General features: G+C 73.5%; 16 protein-coding genes. 4 read left to right on the forward strand and 12 right to left on the reverse strand.

The genetic code is table 11. The features are described 5' to 3' along the window. Window positions 1–81: 81 nt before the first annotated feature. The 8 genes from pyrE to ACFWA9_RS23955 all read right to left on the reverse strand — a co-directional run bounded on the left by pyrE (window position 82) and on the right by ACFWA9_RS23955 (window position 10,556). Window positions 82–618, reverse strand: a complete 537-nt coding sequence (pyrE, locus tag ACFWA9_RS23920; protein WP_329488728.1) for an orotate phosphoribosyltransferase — start codon at window positions 616–618, stop codon at window positions 82–84. 30 nt (window positions 619–648) lie between these two features. Continuing rightward, window positions 649–1,851 carry a hypothetical protein gene (locus tag ACFWA9_RS23925; protein WP_380389622.1) on the reverse strand — a complete coding sequence of 401 codons (1,203 nt, stop codon included), beginning with the start codon at window positions 1,849–1,851 and terminating at the stop codon, window positions 649–651. A gap of 150 nt (window positions 1,852–2,001) precedes the next feature. Continuing rightward, window positions 2,002–3,636 (reverse strand): polyamine aminopropyltransferase, encoded by a 1,635-nt coding sequence (locus ACFWA9_RS23930; protein ID WP_380389624.1) that lies wholly within the window; start codon window positions 3,634–3,636, stop codon window positions 2,002–2,004. Between the two features lie 142 nt (window positions 3,637–3,778). Continuing rightward, entirely contained in the window at window positions 3,779–4,306 is a 528-nt protein-coding gene (locus tag ACFWA9_RS23935) for a DUF2617 family protein (protein WP_329488726.1), read from the reverse strand. Between the two features lie 463 nt (window positions 4,307–4,769). After that, on the reverse strand, window positions 4,770–5,930 hold the full coding sequence (locus ACFWA9_RS23940; protein WP_380389626.1) for a pyridoxal phosphate-dependent aminotransferase: 1,161 nt from the start codon (window positions 5,928–5,930) through the stop codon (window positions 4,770–4,772). Between the two features lie 128 nt (window positions 5,931–6,058). Then, a complete protein-coding gene (locus ACFWA9_RS23945) occupies window positions 6,059–6,622 on the reverse strand; it encodes a YbjN domain-containing protein (RefSeq protein ID WP_329488724.1) in 564 nt (187 codons plus the stop codon). A 226-nt stretch (window positions 6,623–6,848) separates the two neighbouring features. After that, on the reverse strand, window positions 6,849–9,455 hold the full coding sequence (gene clpB / locus ACFWA9_RS23950; RefSeq protein WP_380389628.1) for an ATP-dependent chaperone ClpB: 2,607 nt from the start codon (window positions 9,453–9,455) through the stop codon (window positions 6,849–6,851). 108 nt (window positions 9,456–9,563) lie between these two features. Next, on the reverse strand, window positions 9,564–10,556 hold the full coding sequence (locus ACFWA9_RS23955; protein WP_352288453.1) for a LysR family transcriptional regulator: 993 nt from the start codon (window positions 10,554–10,556) through the stop codon (window positions 9,564–9,566). 70 nt (window positions 10,557–10,626) lie between these two features. On the opposite strand from ACFWA9_RS23955, the gene ACFWA9_RS23960 reads away from it, so the two are divergent. The 3 genes from ACFWA9_RS23960 (at window position 10,627) to ACFWA9_RS23970 (ending at window position 14,424) form a co-directional block, all read left to right on the forward strand. Beyond that, window positions 10,627–11,727, forward strand: coding sequence for a TDT family transporter (locus ACFWA9_RS23960; RefSeq protein WP_380389631.1), 1,101 nt, complete (start codon window positions 10,627–10,629; stop codon window positions 11,725–11,727). A gap of 683 nt (window positions 11,728–12,410) precedes the next feature. Next, entirely contained in the window at window positions 12,411–13,400 is a 990-nt protein-coding gene (locus ACFWA9_RS23965) for a LuxR C-terminal-related transcriptional regulator (protein WP_352288449.1), read from the forward strand. After that, window positions 13,393–14,424 (forward strand): LuxR family transcriptional regulator, encoded by a 1,032-nt coding sequence (locus ACFWA9_RS23970; RefSeq protein WP_380389633.1) that lies wholly within the window; start codon window positions 13,393–13,395, stop codon window positions 14,422–14,424. The genes ACFWA9_RS23965 and ACFWA9_RS23970 overlap by 8 nt, the downstream gene beginning before the upstream one ends. A 7-nt stretch (window positions 14,425–14,431) precedes the next feature. Here ACFWA9_RS23970 and ACFWA9_RS23975 read toward each other — a convergent pair whose 3' ends face one another. Then, the gene (locus tag ACFWA9_RS23975) at window positions 14,432–15,058 is read right to left on the reverse strand and encodes a hypothetical protein (RefSeq protein ID WP_329488718.1); all 627 of its coding nucleotides are present in this window, start codon (window positions 15,056–15,058) and stop codon (window positions 14,432–14,434) included. Between the two features lie 336 nt (window positions 15,059–15,394). On the opposite strand from ACFWA9_RS23975, the gene ACFWA9_RS23980 reads away from it, so the two are divergent. Next, a complete protein-coding gene (locus ACFWA9_RS23980) occupies window positions 15,395–15,574 on the forward strand; it encodes a hypothetical protein (RefSeq protein ID WP_329488717.1) in 180 nt (59 codons plus the stop codon). Window positions 15,575–15,647: 73 nt separating this feature from the next. Here the strand turns inward: ACFWA9_RS23980 and ACFWA9_RS23985 are convergent, their stop codons facing one another. From ACFWA9_RS23985 to dnaJ, 3 genes are all read right to left on the reverse strand, one after another. After that, window positions 15,648–16,637: a helix-turn-helix domain-containing protein gene (locus ACFWA9_RS23985; protein ID WP_352288442.1), complete on the reverse strand. Its 990-nt coding sequence runs from the start codon at window positions 16,635–16,637 to the stop codon at window positions 15,648–15,650. Between the two features lie 212 nt (window positions 16,638–16,849). Further along, the gene (locus ACFWA9_RS23990; protein WP_329488715.1) at window positions 16,850–17,356 is read right to left on the reverse strand and encodes a heat shock protein transcriptional repressor HspR; all 507 of its coding nucleotides are present in this window, start codon (window positions 17,354–17,356) and stop codon (window positions 16,850–16,852) included. Between the two features lie 7 nt (window positions 17,357–17,363). Beyond that, on the reverse strand, window positions 17,364–18,512 hold the full coding sequence (dnaJ, locus tag ACFWA9_RS23995; RefSeq protein WP_329488714.1) for a molecular chaperone DnaJ: 1,149 nt from the start codon (window positions 18,510–18,512) through the stop codon (window positions 17,364–17,366). Window positions 18,513–18,669: the final 157 nt, after the last annotated feature.

Raw genomic sequence — 18,669 nt, forward strand, 5'->3', positions numbered from 1 at the left:
GTCCTGTTTCACGTGAAACAGGACCCGGCCCCGGCCGTTTCCGCTGTGCCGCCGGGCTACCGGGCTACCGGCGCGCGCGGGTCAGAGGCCCAGGTCGGCCAGGTCGTACGCGGTCACGTACGGCAGGCCGGTGGCCTCGACCGCGGCGGCGCCGCCCCGCTCCACGATCACCGCGACGCCGACCACCTCGGCACCCGCCTCGCGCAGTGCCTCGACGGCGGTCAGCACCGACCCGCCGGTGGTGGAGGTGTCCTCGACGGCCAGCACCCGGCGGCCCTTGACCTCGGGGCCCTCGATCCGGCGCTGCAGACCGTGCGCCTTGCCCGCCTTGCGGACCACGAACGCGTCCAGCTCGCGGCCGCGCGCGGCGGCGGCGTGCAGCATCGCGGCGGCCACCGGGTCGGCGCCGAGCGTCAGGCCGCCGACGGCGTCGTACTCCAGGTGCTCGGTCGCGTCCAGCATCACCCGGCCCACCAGCGGGGCGGCCTGGGCGTCCAGCGTGATCCGGCGCAGGTCGACGTAGTAGTCGGCCTCCTTGCCGGAGGAAAGGGTGACCTTGCCGTGCACGACGGCCTTGTCCTTGATCTGTGCCAGCAGGGCGTCGCGGTCGTTGCTCATGAGCGTTCAGTCTAGGGGGTGTCCGGCCTTCTAACGTCGGCGCAGGGCCCTGGCCAGGACCACGGCGCCGCCGATCAGGGCCACGCCGCCGCCGATCATCCACGGCACCGCGCTGCGGCCGCCCGGTCCCGGCACCACGATGCCGCCGGCCTCGCCGCCCCAGCGGGACGCCGCCCGGGCCCGCGCGCTGCGGGCCGGCAGGGCGGGGGCGTACGGGCCGCGCGGCGGGGCGTGGTCGACCTCCTCGGCGGAGCGGCCGACGATGCTGCGGCGGACCGGGCCGCCGAGCACCGGCTCCTGCTCGTAGCCGAAGGGCAGGTCGGCGGGGAGCTCGGTGCCGGCGCCGTCCCCGGCCTCGGCGGCGGGGCCGTCGACGTCGGCGGCCTCCTCACGGTCGTCCTCCTCGCGGTCGCCGCCGATCGGGAGGCCGAAGCGCTCGGCGTCGGCGTCGGAGAAGGCGATGAGGTCGGAGAGGTCGTCGTCGAGGTCGTCGCCGGGGTTGTCCTGGTGGTCGTCCAGGAAGAGCACGGTGGCGGTGGGCTCCTCGTCGTCCTCCGCCTCGTCCTCGACGTCGTCCTCGACGTCGGTGTCCGTCTCGTCCTCGGCCTCGGGGGCCTCTGCCTCGACGTCGGCGTCCTCTGCTTCCGCCTCGACGCTCGTCTCGACGTCGGCGTCCGCCGCCTCCACGGCGGCTTCCACCTCGGCTTCCCCCTCCACCTCGACGTCCGCTTCCACGTCGGCGGGCCGCGCCTCGACCTCGGCGTCCGCCGCCTCCGCCGCCGCCTCCGCGTCGGGGGAGGCGAGGGCGGCGGCGAAGCGGTCGAGCAGGCGGCGGCCGGCGCCGGCGAGAGTCTCGCCGTCGAACTCGGTGAGCCGGCCGGTGGCGCTCAGGTCGCCGACGAAGCGGACCAGCGTGGTCCCGGCCGCGGTGCCGTCGGCGGTGGCGACCCGGAGGGTGGCGGTGGCCTCGCCGCTGCCGCGCACCTCCTCGCCCTCGGCGAACACGGTGAGGACGCCCTCGCGGCCCTCGATCAGTGACAGCACGCCCTTGTAGGTGATGGTGGAGGTGCCGATCCGCAGCTTCAGCCGCCCGCCGATCTCTTCGGCGGACCCGCTGCCGACGGCGGCCGGCTCGGTGCTCAGCCCGGGGACGCAACGGGCCAGCAGAGCCGGATCCTGCAGGGCCTGCCGGACCAGCTCGGCCGGCATCGGGACGACAACCTCATGCTCCATGTCACGGAGCCTACCGACCGAACCCGCGGTGGTCCCCGCGGTGGCCCCTACCTGCCGTCGGGACGTCCCCGACCGGCCGCACCCGGCCCTCCGCCGACCGCTCGCGGCCGCCCTCCGCCCGGTTCCGTCCGCTTCACCCCGGGCGGTCCGTCAGCGCGGCCCCAGCAGGGTCAGCGCGGCCGGCGGGCGGGCCGGGCGGAGGGCGGTCAGGTGGGCGGCGGCGGCCCGCAGGGCGTCCGCGGTGAACGCGCGCGGCGGCGGGGCGTCCGGGGCGAGGGTGAGCGGGGGCTGGGCGGCGGCGGCCAGCAGGAAGGCCTGGCTGTCCGGCGAGTCGGGCCGGCAGCTCGCGGCGGGGCCGCCCCGGACGGCGTACGGGACGGTCCGCAGCCCGGCGGCCCGCAGGCCGGACTCGACCTGCCAGAGGCCGTTCGGCTCGCCGTCCGCCCGGACGGCGAGCCGCCCGCCGGGCGCGAGCAGCCGGGTGGCGAGGCCGTAGAACTCCTGCGAGTGGAACTTCACCGTCCCGCTGTCGGCGGGTCCGGGCAGATCGGCGAGCACCACGTCGAAGGACGCCTCGCCCGGGTGCACGCCGCGCAGCCACTCCAACGGGTCCGCGGTGGCGGTCCGCACCCGGGGGTCGTCCAGGGAGTGGCCGGAGAGCGCGGCCAGGCCCGGGTCGGTCCGGGCCAGCCGGGCGAGGGCCGGGTCGGCGTCGACCACCAGCACCGACCGGACGCCGCCGTGCCGCAGCACCTCCCGCGCGGCGAGGCCGTCACCGCCGCCGAGCAGCAGCACCCGGGCGTCCGGCCCGGCCGCCATCGCGGGGTGGACCAGGGCCTCGCTGCCCCGGTACTCGTCCGGACCGCAGACCGCGAGCCGCCCGTCCAGGTACAGCCGCAGCGGGCCCTCGGCGGGGCCGGTGAGCACGATCTCCTGGTACCGGGTGTGGGCGGCGTACCGGACCTGCCCGCCGTACAGGGCCTGCCGGGCGGCGCGTTCGATCGCGCCGGACCAGACGGCGGCCGCGGCGAGCAGGGCGAGGACGAGGGCGCAGCCGCCCCAGAGCAGCAGCCGGGTGCGGGGCGGGGGTTCCTCGCGGAACAGCCAGAGCACCACCGCGGCCCCGGCGACGGCGTTGACGGCGCCGGTGACCAGGGCGCCGGTGCCGGGGCCGAAGAGCGGCAGGATCAGGAACGGGAAGGCGAGGCCGCCGATCAGCGCGCCCACGTAGTCGGCGGCGAAGAGGTCGGCCGCGGCCCGCCCGGCGTCCTCCCGGCGGATCCGCTGGACGAGCGTCATCAGCAGCGGGATCTCGGCGCCGATCAGGACCCCGATCAGACAGGTCAGGGCGATCATCGCGGCCTGGTACCGGCCGATCCAGGCCCAGCAGGAGTACAGGGCGAGGACGGAGAGCCCGCCGGTGAGCGCGAGCGCGCACTCGACCAGCGCGAAGGCGGTGGCCGGGCGGCGGGTGAACCGTTTGGCGAGCAGCGAGCCCAGCCCCATCGCGAACACCATGACGGAGAGCACGACGGAGGTTTGGGTGACCGAGTCCCCGAGCAGATAGCTGCCGAGCGCGACGAGTTCGAGCTCGTAGACGAGTCCGCAGGCGGCGCAGACGAACGCCGCCAGCAGGACGGTGAGCCGGGAGAGCGCGGGGTGGGCGCGCAGCCGGGCCCTGCGGCGGGCGGGCAGAGGGGTCAGGCTCCGCCCGGGCCGGGGTGGGCTGCCGTTGTCGAGGTCGAGTCCCGGCTGTGCGGGTGGACCGGCCGGATGGTTGATCACGAACAAACGCTAGGCGACGTTCGGTACGGATGGCTGCGTCCATTCGACGGACAGTGCGATACGACAGGTTGACGAATCGTTCCTGCGTGCGAATGAAGGCCGATGGGCGGACCTATGGCCCCATCGGGATCGGCGGCCGTGCTCACCGGGTCGCCACCAGAGAGGACCGCGTACAGACCAGCTGGCCCTCCTGCGGATAGGCGTGCCAGGTGCGCCAGAGCAGCCGGTCCGCGGCGCCCTGGGTGACCAGCGCGGTGAACGCGCTCGGGTCGCCCGGGAAGACGCCGGCCAGGCCGCGGGGGTGGCCCTCGACCAGGGCCAGCAACTCCTGGGCGCGAGCGGCGAAGTCGTGCGGCGGCAGCGCCTCGATCCGGGCCGCGAACTCGTACTCCCAGCCGTCCACCTGTTTGGCCACCCGGGCCGGCAGTGGGGTCCGGCGGCCGGGCAGGCAGGCGACGGTCTCCAGGCATCTGCCGGGCCCGGCGGCGATCACCACCTGGTGCGAGGCGCCCAGCAGCCGCAGCTGGAGGGTGCCGGGCGGCCCGGGGCGCCCGGCGTTGGCGAGTCTCAGGTCGCGGACTGCGAGAGCGGGCAGCGGGTCGCCGCCCAGGCACCAGGCCAGGTCACCGGCGCGGGTGTCCGTGTAGGAGGTCTGCAGTGTGGTGAGCATGCTCGGCTCCGCGTTTCAGCTCCGTGCGCGCCCGCCGTGCAGCAGCGAGTAGGCCTGGGCAAAGGCGAGGCTGTTCGTGGCTGTGCGGTCCAGGGCGCGGCCGACCGTGGAAGGAAGGATTCCGGCTGGAGATTCAGCAGCAGAGAAGCATGAATACGCCGGGTCCGTCGGTGATTTACCCAACTTTGTCAAGCATTCACCGTTTCGAGCACCCCGGCTTCCCCGCTCTGATCGAGCCGGTGTGCGACTTTGCACAGCGCGCGCCCCTCGCCCCGGTTCGCGCGCCGTGCGCGCTGCTCGCACGCCACTCACGACGCGCGCACGCCCCGGTCCCCACTGCGCCCGGCGCACGGGGCACACGAAGGACCGGGGCGAGCCCGGCGAACCTCGACCGGGGACAATCGTCGCCCCCGGCTGATCAATTGACTATTCGTCAGGACGTGCGACGCGTACCGTCCGATGGTCAGAGCCGACCGAGTCGGCTGACCGCCTCCTCCAGGACCTCGTCCTGCTTGCAGAAGGTGAAGCGGACCAGCGAGCGGCCGGCCTCGGTGTCGTCGTAGAAGACGACATTGGGGATCGCGACGACGCCGCAGCGCTCGGGCAGGGCACGGCAGAACTCGATGCCGTCCTTCTCGCCCAGCGGGGTGATGTCGGTGGTGATGAAGTAGGTGCCCTCCGGTCGGAACACCCGGAACCCGGCCGCGCTCAGCCCGTCGGCGAGCAGGTCCCGCTTGCGCAGCAGATCGGCGCGGAACCCGTCGAAGTAGTCGTCGGGCAGCCGCAGGGCGTCGGCGACGGCGTACTGGAAGGGACCGGCACTGACGTAGGTCAGGTACTGCTTCGCGGTGCGGACGGCGGCGACCAGGGGCGCCGAGCCGGTGACCCAGCCGACCTTCCAGCCGGTGAAGGAGAAGGTCTTGCCGGCCGAGGAGATCGACACGGTGCGCTCGCGCATGCCCGGGAGCGCGGCGATCGGGTGGTGGGCGCCGCTGAACACCAGGTGCTCGTAGACCTCGTCGGTGACCACCAGCAGGTCGTGCTCGACGGCGAGGGCGGCGATCGCGGCCAGTTCGTCGGCGGAGAGCACCAGGCCGGTGGGGTTGTGCGGGGAGTTGAGCAGCAGCAGCCGGGTGCGCGGGGTGACCAGCGCTCGCAGTCGCTCCAGGTCGGGGCGGAAGTCCGGGGCCCGCAGGGTGAGCGGGACGCGGACGGCGCCGGCCATGGCGATGCAGGCGGCGTAGGAGTCGTAGAAGGGTTCGAGGGCGATCACCTCGTCGCCCGGCTCCAGCAGCGCCAGCAGGGCGGCGGCGATCGCCTCGGTGGCCCCGGCGGTGACGAGCACCTCGGTGTCCGGGTCGTAGGCGAGGCCGCGGAAGCGCTGCTGGTGCTCGGCGATCGCGCTCCGCAGCTCGGGGATGCCGGGGCCGGGCGGGTACTGGTTGCCCCGGCCCGCGAGGACGGCGTCGGCGGCGGCCTGGGCGATCTCGGCCGGTCCGTCGGTGTCCGGGAACCCCTGGCCGAGGTTGATGGAGCCGGTGGCGGTGGCGAGGGCGGACATCTCGGCGAAGATCGTCGTGCCCATCCCGGCCAGCCGTCGGTTCAGCAGCGGCCTCGTACCCATTGCGGCTCCTCACGCCTCGTCGTCGGCCCCATCCTGGGGCAGCGGGTGGCCGGGGACAAGAACGGCCCGCCGCCGGGGGTGCCGGGGCGGGCCGTGCCGCGGAGCGGAGCGGAGCGGTGGCGGGAGGATCAGGCCTCGTTGGTGCCCTCGGGGGCCTCGCCCTCGCCCTCCTCGCCCTCGATCTCCTTCTGCAGGCCGAGGCGCTCGACGATCCACTGCTCGAAGCCGACGGCGGCCTGGGTCCAGTTGGCGGTGGTGGTGACGAAGTAGTCCAGGTTCACGCCGGTGCCGACGATCATCTGGGCCTCGCCGATCAGGCGGACCACGCCGTCCTCGTGCGTGTGGGTGTAGACCTTGGGCCAGAGGGTCTCGCGGTTCCACTCGTCGATGAGGTCGAGGATCTCGGCCTTGTCCTCCAGCGGGTAGGCGCGGTCGTAGAACGCGCGGACCGCGAAGAGCTCCTTCTGCTCGCCGCGGAACATGTAGTAGACGCGGAAGCCCTCCCAGGGGGCGGTGAGGTCGCCCTCCTCGTCCACGACGTGCTTGAGCTGCATCTGGTCCAGCAGCTGGGTCACCAGGGCCTGGTCCGGGACGACGATCGGCGGCGGGCCGGCCGGCCGACCTCCCTGGCCGCCGGGCTGGCCGCCCTGCGGCACGCCGAACGACGGGATGGACGACGGGTCGATGCTCATGGGGGTCCTCTTCCTCAGTGCACGTGGTGGCCGGCAATGAGAGGCCGCCCTTCCATCTCCCATCCTGCCTCATCCTGGGCCTGCCTCACAGGGGCGCCCGGGCGGCGGGCGGGCACCTGTGGATCTTGCCGGGCCCCCGGTCGGGGCCGTGGCCACCGAGGGTGAGCGCGGCGCCGGGCCGCCCCCTCGGGGAGCGGGGGCGGCCCGGTCCGGGGGCTGCGCAGCGCTACTTCTCCAGCGGGCCGCGGGCCCGGACGGTGAGGTGGTCGCCCTCCTCGGCCCGTTCGACCAGGACGGTGTCGCCGTCGTGCACCTGGCCCGAGAGGATGGCCCGGGCGAGCTGGTCGCCGATCGCGGACTGCACCAGGCGGCGCAGCGGCCGGGCGCCGTACGCGGGGTCGTAGCCGGTGAGCGCCAGCCAGTCCCGGGCGGCCTCGTCGACGTGGAGGGTGAGCCGGCGCTCGCCCAGCCGGGTGGCCAGCCGGGCGACCTGGAGGTCGACGATCCGGCTCAGCTCGGCGGTGCCCAGCGGCTCGAAGACCACGATGTCGTCGAGGCGGTTGAGGAACTCGGGCTTGAACGCGGCCCGCACCGAGTCCAGCACCAGCCGCTTCTTCATCTCCTCCGGGGTGGCCGGGTCCACGAGGAACTGGCTGCCCAGGTTGGAGGTGAGGATCAGGATCGCGTTGCGGAAGTCGACCGTGCGGCCCTGGCCGTCGGTGAGCCGGCCGTCGTCCAGCACCTGGAGCAGGACGTCGAAGACCTCGGGGTGGGCCTTCTCCACCTCGTCCAGCAGCACCACGCTGTAGGGGCGGCGGCGGACCGCCTCGGTGAGCTGGCCGCCCTCCTCGTAGCCGACGTACCCGGGCGGGGCGCCGACCAGGCGGGAGACGGAGTGCTTCTCGCCGTACTCGCTCATGTCGATCCGGACCATCGCCCGCTCGTCGTCGAAGAGGAAGTCGGCCAGGGCCTTGGCGAGTTCGGTCTTGCCGACGCCGGTGGGGCCGAGGAACAGGAAGGAGCCGGTCGGCCGGTCCGGGTCGGCGATGCCGGAGCGGGTGCGCCGCACCGCGTCCGAGACGGCCTGGACGGCCTCCGCCTGGCCGATCAGGCGTCGGCCCAACTCGTCCTCCATGCGCAGGAGTTTGGAGCTCTCGCCCTCCAGCAGCCGGCCGGCCGGGATGCCCGTCCAGGAGGCGACCACATCGGCGATGTCGTCCGGGCCGACCTCCTCCTTGACCATGGAGGAGGTGGCGTCCCGCTCCTCGGCGCCCTCCTGCGCCTCGGTCAACTCCTGCTCGGCGGCCGGGATCTCGGCGTACATCAGCTTGGAGGCGCGCTCGAAGTCGCCGTCGCGCTGGGCCCGGTCGAGGGCGCCGTGCAGGTCGTCGAGCCGTTCCTTCAGCTCGCCGACCCGGTTGAGGCTCTTCTTCTCCTGCTCCCACCGGGCGGTGAGCACGCTCAACTGCTCGTTCTTGTCGGCGAGATCGCGCCGGAGCCGGGTCAGCCGGTCGACCGAGGCCGGGTCGGACTCCTTCTCCAGGGCCAGCTCCTCCATCCGCAGCCGGTCGACGGCGCGCTGGAGCTCGTCGATCTCGACGGGGGAGGAGTCGATCTCCATCCGGAGCCGGGAGGCCGCCTCGTCGACCAGGTCGATCGCCTTGTCGGGCAGGAAGCGCGAGGTGATGTAGCGGTTGGACAGGGTGGCGGCGGCGACCAGGGCGGCGTCCGAGATCTGCACCTTGTGGTGCGCCTCGTACCGGCCCTTGAGGCCGCGCAGGATGGCGATCGAGTCCTCCACGCTGGGCTCGCCGACCAGCACCTGCTGGAACCGGCGCTCCAGGGCCGGATCCTTTTCGATCCGCTCGCGGTACTCGTCCAGCGTGGTGGCGCCGACCATCCGCAGCTCGCCGCGGGCCAGCATCGGCTTGAGCATGTTGCCCGCGTCCATCGCGGAGTCCCCGCCGGCGCCCGCGCCGACCATGGTGTGCAGCTCGTCGATGAAGGTGACGACCTGGCCGTCGCTCTGCTTGATGTCGTTCAGGACGGCCTTCAGCCGCTCCTCGAACTCGCCGCGGTACTTGGCGCCGGCGACCATCGCGCCGAGGTCCAGCGCGACCAGCCGCTTGCCGCGCAGCGACTCCGGCACGTCACCGGCCACGATGCGCTGGGCCAGGCCCTCGACCACGGCGGTCTTGCCGACACCGGGCTCGCCGATCAGCACCGGGTTGTTCTTGGTGCGCCGGGAGAGCACCTGGACGACCCGGCGGATCTCCTGGTCGCGCCCGATGACCGGGTCGAGCTTGCCGTCCCGGGCGGCCTGGGTGAGGTCGGTGCCGTACTTCTCCAGGGCCTTGTAGGTGCCCTCCGGGTCGGGGGAGGTGACCCGGCCGCTGCCGCGGACGTCCTTGAACGCGGCGAGCAGGGCCTTCGCGGTGGCGCCCCGCTGGGCGAGCAGGTCGGCGACCGCGCCGCCCTCGGCGGCCAGGCCGACCATCAGGTGCTCGGTGGAGACGTACTGGTCGTCCAGGTCCTCGGCGCGCGTGCCGGCCTCGGTGAGCACGGCCAGCGTGTCGCGGGCGAGCTGGGGCGCGGCGACGGTGGAGCCCATCGCGCGGGGCAGTCCGGCCAGCAGCCGGCGGGCCTCGGTGTCGATCCGGGTCGCGTCCGCGCCGACCGCCTTGAGCAGCGGCCCGGCGATGCCCTCGGGCTGCTCCAGCAGGGCGATCAGGATGTGCACCGGCTTGACGTCCGGATTCCCCGCGGCGCCGGCCTGCCGGATCGCGGCGGACAGGGCGTCCTGCGTCTTGGTGGTGAACTTGCTGGCGTCCACTGCTGGGGTGTCCTCCTCGCTGATGGCGAACTGCTTCGTACGGGCGGCGGCGGCCCCCGGCCACCGGCCCTGCTGAGTACAGCATGCACTAAGTTGAGTCTATTCCGCTCAACCTTCGGATGAACGCTTGGGGTGCCCGGAGACGGTGTACCGGTCGAGCCGCGGCGCGGGCTGCCAGCCGCTGCGGACGGACGGCCCGGTCCGCCGGGTCAGCACCAGCAGCTCCCGGGCCGGCCCGCCCGGCCGGTGGCCGGCCGGCCAGACCGCGCGCAGCGGCCGCCGCAGGTCCAGCCCCTCGGCCAGCGGCACGGCCACCAGCCGCCGGGTCGCCAGCTCCTCCGTCACCGCCAGCTCGCTCAGGCAGACCGGTCCGGCGCCGGTCATCGCGGCCGCCTTCAGCGCGGTCGACGAGGCCAGCTCCAGTCGCGGCTTGGCGGCGCCGCCGAACGGCGCCAGCGCCATCTCCAGGACCTCCCGGGTGCCCGACCCGGGCTCGCGCAGCACCAGCGGGGTGGCGGCCAGCTCGGGGCCGGTCACCGGGGAGCGGCGGCGCGCCCAGGGGTGGCCGGGCGCCACCACGACCACCAGCCGGTCGGCGGCCACCACCGCGCCGGCCAGCCCCGGCGGGGTGGACGGGCCCTCGACGAAGCCGAGGTCGGCCTCGCCGGCCAGCACGTGCCCGGCGACGTCGGAGGAGTTGGCCGTCCGCAGGATCACCGCCGTGCCCGGGCTGCTGTCGTGCAGCGCCAGCAGCCAGCCCGGCATCAGGTACTCGGCGACGGTCAGGCTGGCCACCACCACCAGCCGGGCGTCCCGCCGCTCGCGCAGCGCGTCGATCCCGGCGTCCAGCGCGTGCGCCGCCTCGACCACGTGCCGGGCCCACTCGACCACCAGCAGGCCGGCCTTGGTCGGCCGGGAGCCGCGCGGGGACCGTTCCAGCAGGGGGACGCCGATCTGCCGCTCCATGCCCTTGATCCGGGCGCTCGCCGTCGGCTGGCTCACGCCCAGCTCGGCCGCCGCCCGGCCGACGCTGCCCAGTCGTGCCACCGTGAGGAGCAGTTCCAGGGCGCCGAGCTCGGGGACGTGCGGGGAGAGAGCCATAGACTCAGGCTATGCCCTCATAGGCCGGTGGGCGCTACCGGTGGCCGGAGGCGGACGGCACGGTGGTTCCATGGCCATCCTCACCGGCGTCCGACCGCTCACCCGCACCGCCCGCTTCGACCTCGCCCAGCTCGGTCCCAACTGGTACGCGGTGGTGATGGGCACCGCGATCGTCGGCAACGGCGCGGCCGCGCTGCCCGTCCGGCTGCCGGGGCTGATCGGCTTCGGCGAGCTGATGTGGGCGCTCGGGGCGGTCGCGCTGCTGGTGCTCGTCCCCGCGCGGGTGGTCCACCTCCTCCGGTACCGCGCCGAGGCCCGCGCCCACCTGCTGGACAACCCGGCCACCGCGGTCTTCTACGGGTGCCCGCCGATCGCCCTGCTCTCGGTCGGCCTGGGCACCCTCACCCTCGGCTCGCGGGTGATCGGCACCGGCCCGGCCGTCGCGCTGGACGCGGCGCTCTGGGGCATCGGCACGCTCTATGCCCTGGCGGTCGCGGCCGGCGTCCCGTACCTGATGATCACCCGGCACGCCGTCTCCCCGCTGGAGGCCAACCCGACCTGGCTGCTGCCGGTGGTCGCGCCGCTGGTCGCCTCCGCGACCGGCCCCGCGCTCGTCCCGCACCTGCCGGCCGGCACCGCGCAGCAGAGCCTGCTGTACGGCTGCTGCGCGCTGTTCGGGGTCGGGCTGCTGGCCATCCTGGCGCTGCTGCCGGTGGTGCTCACCGGGCTGGTGCACAGCAAGCTGTCCGCCCTGGTGCTCACCCCGTCGCTCTTCCTGGTACTCGGCCCGCTCGGCCAGTCCACCACGGCCGTCCACCAACTCGCCGACGCCGCACGCCCGGTGGCGCCGCAGCTGGCACCGGTGGCGCTCGCCCTCGCCGAGCTCTACGGGGTCGCGGTGCTCGGGGTCGCGATGCTCTGGCTGGTCATCGCCACCGCGGCCAACCTGCGGGCCCGCCGGGCCGGGATGCCCTTCACGATGACCTGGTGGGCCTACACCTTCCCGGTCGGCACCTGCGTCACCGGCGCCTCCGCGCTCGCCCGGCACACCGGTTTCGCCGGGTTCACCGGCCTCGCGGCCGGGCTCTTCGTCCTGCTGGCCGCCGCCTGGGCCGTGGCGGCCGGCGGCACCGCGGCCGGGCTGGCCGGCGGCAGGCTGCTGGCCCGCTAGCAGAGCCGTCACGGTAGCGGCAAGCGCGGTCACGATGGGTGACCGGAGGGTGGAGGGGGATTCTGTGAAGGGATCGTGCAGGATCAGCGAAGGCTGCCCGATGGGGCAGTCCGGATTCGGAGCGCCCCGCTCCGCAGCCGACTGAATGGACGGTCGCCGCCCGCCCCGTCATCGCCCTGACCTGGCCTTCCTTCCCCGACCCCGACAGGCCGCCCGGGGGCTGCCACGGATTCACGGTGCAGGTTCCTGCAATTGCGAAAACATGCAGTCGGGCGGCACTTGTTCACCGGCCGTCACGCTGTGATGGTGGAGACACGCCAAGCCGTCCGGGCGATCGCAGCCCGATGGTGGTGACTTGCTCTTCGATACTGGATGCGAGAGGTACGTCCGTACCTGCATGTCGGGGGGAAGAGCGCCGGCCGGGACGCCATGTGTGGTGATGGTCCCCGGGACCGGAACCGGCGAGGCGTTGCTGCTCCGCCTCGCCGGGAGCGCCCTGGGATTGGCGTGCTACCGGCGACCCCCGGGAAACCCGTGTGCGACGGCACCCGGTCCCCGGGGGTCCGCCGGTCCGCAGTACCGTGATCGCGTGCGGCGCGCGGTACCGCGACCACGATCGACCCGTGCGGGGGGCACGCGCGGCACAGGCAGATCCGAGACCCATCCGGCAGGGAGTGTTCGAGGTGACGGCGGATCCGACGGCCGCCCCGGGCACCAGCGCGCCGGGCGGTGAGCCCGACGAGGCGGCCCGGCAGCTCTACCTGGCCGTCCTCGCCGGCGGCGGCCGCGTCCCCGCCGCCGACGTCCCCGAGTCCGACCGGGCCGCGCTGCGGCTCCTGGTCGACATCGGCCTGCTGATGCCCAACCCGATGGACGCCTGCTACACCGCCGTCAGCCCGCGCTCGGTCAGCGACCGGCTCGGCGCCGAACTGCGCAGCGAGGCCACCCGGCTGCTGGTCCGCGCCGAGAACCTGCCCGGCGCGCTGGACACCCTCACCCAGGCGTACGACGCGATGCCCCGCCCGCCCGAGCGCTCCGGCGGCGCCGTCTACATCGAGGGCCACGTCCACATCCGCCAGCGCATCTCCCAACTGGTCGCCGACTGCCGGACGGAGGTCCTCACCGCCCAGCCGGGCCACCGCCCGGCCGACGCCCTGAAGATCGCGCTCCTCCAGGACCTCCGGCTGCTGCAGCGCGGCTGCTCGCTGCGCACCGTCTACCAGCCGGTCGCGGTCTCCGACCCGGCCGCGCTCGCCTACGCGGACGAGGTCACCCGGCACGGCTCGCAGATCCGGATCCTGGACGAGCCGTTCCAGCGCCTGTTCGTCTTCGACCGCTCGGTCGCGGTGATCTCCGCCAACGAGGACCACAGCACCGCCGCCTTCATCTCCGACCCGGCCGCGATCGCCTTCCTGGTCGGCGCCTTCGAACGCGACTGGGCCCGGGCCGACCCCACCGACTGGGCCGGCACCCTCGCCCGGGGCGTCGCGCAGGAGGCCCCCGACCGGGTCGGCCGGCTGCTCGCCAAGGGCCTCACCCAGCGCACCGTCGCCACCCGGCTGGGCCTCAGCGAGCGCACCGTGGCCGCGCACATCTCCCGGCTGCGCGAGCGGCACGGCGCGCAGACCCTGTTCCAGCTCGGCTGGCTGATGCGGGGCGGCCGCGATGACTGACGCCGCGATGACCGATGCCGCGATGACCGACGCCGCGACGACCGGGGCCGCGACGACCGAGGCCCCGCTGCCGGACGCCGACGCCCGCGAGCTGTACCGGACCATCCTGCGCGAGGGCGGCCGGCTGCCGATCGCCGAGGTGAGCGCCCAGGACGCCCGGTCGGTCCGGCAGCTGACCGACGTCGGGCTGCTCACACCGCGCTACGCGGACGGCGTGTACAGCGTGGTGAACCCGCGTGCCGTCGGGGAGCGGATCGGGGCCGGGCTGCGCGAGGAGGGGGCGCGCCTGCTGGCCCGGGCGGCGCTCGTCCCGGAGCTGATCGACGACCTGACGAAGGCCTACGACGCCGCGCCCGGCCGGGAGGACCGCACCGGCGGCGCCCGGCGGATCACCGGCATGGGGCAGATCCGCCACCTGATCTCACAGCTCGCCGACGAGCACCACCGCGAGGCCTGGGCGGCCCAGCCCGGCGGAGCCCGGCCGGCCGCCCACATGCGGGACGCGCTGGAGCACACCCGCCGCTACCTCGCCCGCGGCGGCACCATGCGCACGATCTACGAGGCGAGCGCCCGCCTCGACGCGCCGACGGTCGAGTACGCGGCGGCGTCGGCCCGGCTCGGCAGCCCGATCCGCACCCTGGCCGCGCCGTTCAGGCGGGTGCTGATCTTCGACCGCAGGGTGGCGCTGATCCCGGCCGCGCCGGACAACACCAGCGCGGCCCTGGTGGAGGACTCCGCGACGGTCGCCTTCCTGGTGGACGTGTTCGAGCAGCAGTGGCGCCAGGCGGAGGGGGTGAACTGGTCGGCGCTGGCCGCCGGCGCCACCGAGCCGGCGGTGCACGACCAGATCGGCCGGCTGCTGTCGCAGGGGCTGACGCAGCGGACGATCGCCGGCCGGCTGGGGCTGAGCGAGCGGACGGTGGCCGGTCACATCTCGCGCCTGCGCGAGCTCTACGACGCGGAGACGCTCTTCCAGCTCGGCTGGCAGATGCGGGGAGCCCGGCCGGGGGAGTCCGATGGGTGAGCCGGGGTCAGCCGGTCGCCGCGCCGGTCGGCCAGTAGCCGGTCGGACCGACCACCGGGGGCTGCTGGCGCGGGATGCTGAACTGGTCGCCGGGGGCGGTCCAGAAACCCTCGCGCAGCGAGAGCGCCATGCCGGCCCAGTCGAGGGCGGTCTCCACGGTGTGGTGGAGGGCCTCCTGCGACCAGGTGTCGTCGAAGACCAGCGGCAGCACCGGGGCGACCTGCTCGATGGTGGCGATCAGCGGGTTGTGCGTGATCGCCTCGTCCACCAGCAGGACGATCGGCTTGCGCAGCGCCGACGCCCAGCCCAGCTCCAGGCTCACACCGGCGGAGAGCGGCGCACCGACGTAGGCGAAGACCAGGTCGGCGGACTGCAGGGCCCGGAAGTCCGACGGCACCCGGGGCTCGGGGGCCCGGCCGGCGATCGTCCAGGCGTCACTGTGGTGGGCGCTGTACACGGCGGCACCGCTGCGCAGGAGCGTGGTGCGAAGTGTCGTCAGCCGCGTCCGGCTGGCCAGGGTCACCACGCTGTCCGCGGGGCCGGTCAACCGCATCAGCGGCGCGGCCAGGAACACACGTGCACGCCGGCCCTCGGGGGCCTGGCTGTCGTGGTGACGCAGGTAGGGCTCGGTCATGTCGACTCCGGGGGAAGGCCGACCGGATTGGGGGACGGTGCCGGCAGGCGTTGAGAGTAGTTGCTGCTTCAGGTGGATCCAGTGCCCTGTGGTGATGAAGAATTGACCGTACAGCAACAGGTTTTTGACCTGGTGCTGGACCATCGGGGGCGAACTGATCGTCTATCAGTGGTCACGCTCGCGTCCAGGTTTCTGCCCTGTCATCTGGCTGCCTGGCAGGGAGATGACGCCGCCGGGGGACAACGGGGAGGTGACACCACAACTCGGCGTGCGGCATCATGTGGACTCCAGTGCTATTAGTTCGGCTAGAGCAACTTTCGGAAAGGGAGTGGGCTGGTGTCCCGTATGTCCAGGCTTGTGCGCAAGGTCGTGCTTCCGATTGCCATCGCGGCCGGAGCTTTGGCCGGTGTCTGCGTCCTGTCAAACGGTACGCAGCCGCAGGTGGACGCAGGTGCCGGGGATTCCCGCGCCAAGGCCGCCGTTTACCTCGTCGCCAATGACATGAACTGGGGCTGACCGCTCCCTGTCATAGCGGACGTTCGAGTGCCGAAAGGCTCCAGGCGCGGGCGCCCGCCGCCGTTCGGGGCCCTCACTCCGGCCGGTGCTGCGCGGCCCGGCCGAGGACGTAGCCCAGCTGGAACAGGGAGTCGACGTTGTAGTCCTCCCGCATCTCGGCGATATGTCGCGCCAGCGTGCGCTCGCTGATGCCGAGTCTGCGGGCGATGACCCGATGGTTCGTACCGGAAAGAAGCAGGTCGATGATCGTCTGGCGCAGCCGGGAGACCACCTGCTGCGGGACGGTGGTGTCGCCGTCGAACTCCAGCGCCCGGCCCCAGTTCCGCTCGAATACCTCTTCCACGAGATATTTGATGACCGCCGGATCGTGGATGAAAGCGGCCAGGTCGTCATCGCCCACCGGAATTACCGCGAGCCGCCGGTCGACAATGATGAGGCGGGCATAGGGCTCGTCCAGGGTGCGAAACTGATAACCCTCCTTCGCCAGCCGGGACACGTATTCGCGGGTGGGCTGGTGGTATCGGGTGCTCGCGTTGTAGATCGTGCGCATCGAAGCGCCCTGCTGCAGGCTCTTGAGGTCCCGTTCCATTCCCGCGGCGAGGAGCTCGGGCGGGCGGGGGCCGCCCGGCTGCATGGCGAGGCCCTCGGTCATCCCGGTGGCCATGCATTGCTGGAGGCGCTGATTGATGAGCGCTTTGCCCTGGACGTATTCGATGGGGCCGCCCGACTGGTCGGGGCTGTGAAAGGCGTCGGCCAATTCGCTGAGATCGGCCGGCAGGGCGACCGCGCGGGCCAGCAGGTCGAGGGCCTGGCGCTGCCAGGCGGAGCTCAGGCTGAAGGAGAGCTGGGCCGGGTCGACCGCGATGAGCGAGCCGGGTTCGTCACTGTCCGGAATGAGCAGACCGAGGTCCATGAGCTCGCGGAGCGCGGCGGTCTCGCCCGGGCCGGCGCCGATTGTCAGCCGGCCGTTGCCGTGGACGGTCCTGAGATAGAGCGAGCGGGCGTCGGCAGACAGTATTCGCGGTCCGCCACCTGCGGAACCGGGCTGCTCTCGCCCACTCATCTTCGGCTCCCTGTCGTCGACCGGACAAGTAGTCAACGTTCTCAAGTCGGTTGTACCAGGCATCCTAGGTCGCGGTCACGGCCGGTAAGGACGGCCACCGACAGCACTGCCTGCCAGGGGCACGCTCCGGTCCAGCACTCTCTCACAGACGACCGAGCCGCCGGCACCCCCCGATCAGGAGGGAGCCGGCGGCGGGTGCCGTGGTGGCGGGGTTACCGCTTGGGGCGCCAGACGACCAGTGCGCTGGACTGGCTCGGCGGCTGGTACGGGACGAGGTCCCGCCGGTAGGAGGCGTGGACGGCGGCCTCGCGCTGCTGGAGCGCGGAGGCGGCGCCTTCGAGCGAGTCGACCAGCTCGGTGATCCGCGACTGCAGCGCGGTGACCTGGTTCTCCAGCTCGATGATCCGCTTGATGCCGGCGAGGTTGATGCCCTCGTCCTGGGACAGCCGCTGCACCTCGCGCAGCTGCTGGATGTCGCGGCTGGAGTAGCGGCGGCCGCGGCCCGCGGTGCGGTCGGGACAGACCAGGCCGAGCCGGTCGTACTGGCGCAGGGTCTGCGGGTGCAGGCCGGAGAGCTCGGCGGCGACCGAGATCACGTAGACCGGGGTGTCCTCGGTGAGGACGTAGTGCGGCGGCGGTGCCGCACGGCGGGCGCGCGGGGCGCCGCCGGGCAGGCCTTCGCCGATGCCGGGCCCGATCGGGCCGCTGTCGGGGGTCATCTGGTCGTCACGCTCCCTTCGCCGCCTTGAAGAGGGCGGCTCGCGGGTCGTCGGAGGCGGTGGCCTCGCGGTACTGCTCCAGGGCCGTCAGCGCGTCGCCGGTGACGTGCTGGGGCACCACGACCTCCACGGTGACCAGGAGGTCGCCCCGGGTGCCGTCCTTGCGGGTGGCGCCCTTGCCGCGGGCCCGCAGGGTGAGGCCGTTGGCGCTGCCCGGGGGCAGCCTGAGCTTCACCGAGGGGCCGTTGAGCGTCGGTACCTCGATGGTGCCGCCCAGAGCGGCTTCGGGGAAGGTCACCGGCACGGTCACCGTCAGGTTGTCGGCCTTGCGCCCGAAGACCGGGTGCGCGTCGACGTGCACGGTGACGTAGAGATCGCCGGACTGGCCGCCGCGCTCGCCCTGGGCGCCCTTGCCCTTCAGCCGGATGCGCTGGGCGTCCTGGACGCCGGCCGGGATCCGGACCTGCATGGTGCGGGCCGAACTGGCCCGGCCGCTGCCGTGGCAGTCGGCGCACGGGTCGTCGACGATCATGCCGCGGCCGCGGCAGTCCCGGCACGGCTCGGACAGCGCGAAGGCGCCCTGGCCCCGGCTGACGGTGCCGGCGCCGACGCAGGTCGGGCAGACCCGCGGGGTGGTGCCGGCCTTGGCGCCGGTGCCGCTGCAGGTGCGGCAGGCGGCCTGGCTGGTCATCCGCAGCGGGACGGTCGCGCCGTCCACCGCCTCCTCGAAGGAGAGCGTCACCTCGGTCTCGACGTCCGCGCCGCGCCGCGGCTGGGCCTGCCGGCCGCCGCGGTTGAACAGGCCGCCGAAGACGTCGCCGATCCCGCCGCCGCCGGCGCCGCCGCCCTGGCTGCCGCTGAAGAGGTCGCCGAAGTCGAAGCTGTAGCTGCCCCCGCCGGGCCCGCCGGAGCGGAAGCCGCCGTTGGCGAAGAGCGTGCGCGCCTCGTCGTACTCCTTGCGGCGCTTCTCGTCCGACAGGACGTCATAGGCCTCGGAGATGTCCTTGAAGCGCTCTTCGGCCTTGGCGTCGCCCGTGTTCGCATCGGGGTGGAACTCGCGCGCCAGCTTGCGGTACGTCTTCTTGATCTCGGTGGCGGAGGCGTCCTTGGGCAGGCCGAGGACCTTGTAGTAGTCCTTCTCCACTCGCTCGCTCATGGCTGCCGCCACCTCCCGGAGTCAACAGGTAGGGATCCGGCGCGGGTGGGCCCGCCGGCCACGGATCCACCGGACTCCCCGCCGCGGGGAACCGGGTCAACGGATACGGCGCTGCGGAGCCGGCCGCCGTACTGGCCGGCGTACGACTCCGCAGCGC

The organism is Kitasatospora sp. NPDC059973, assembly GCF_042737525.1.
In the GTDB taxonomy this organism is placed as follows: Bacteria; Actinomycetota; Actinomycetes; order Streptomycetales; family Streptomycetaceae; genus Kitasatospora.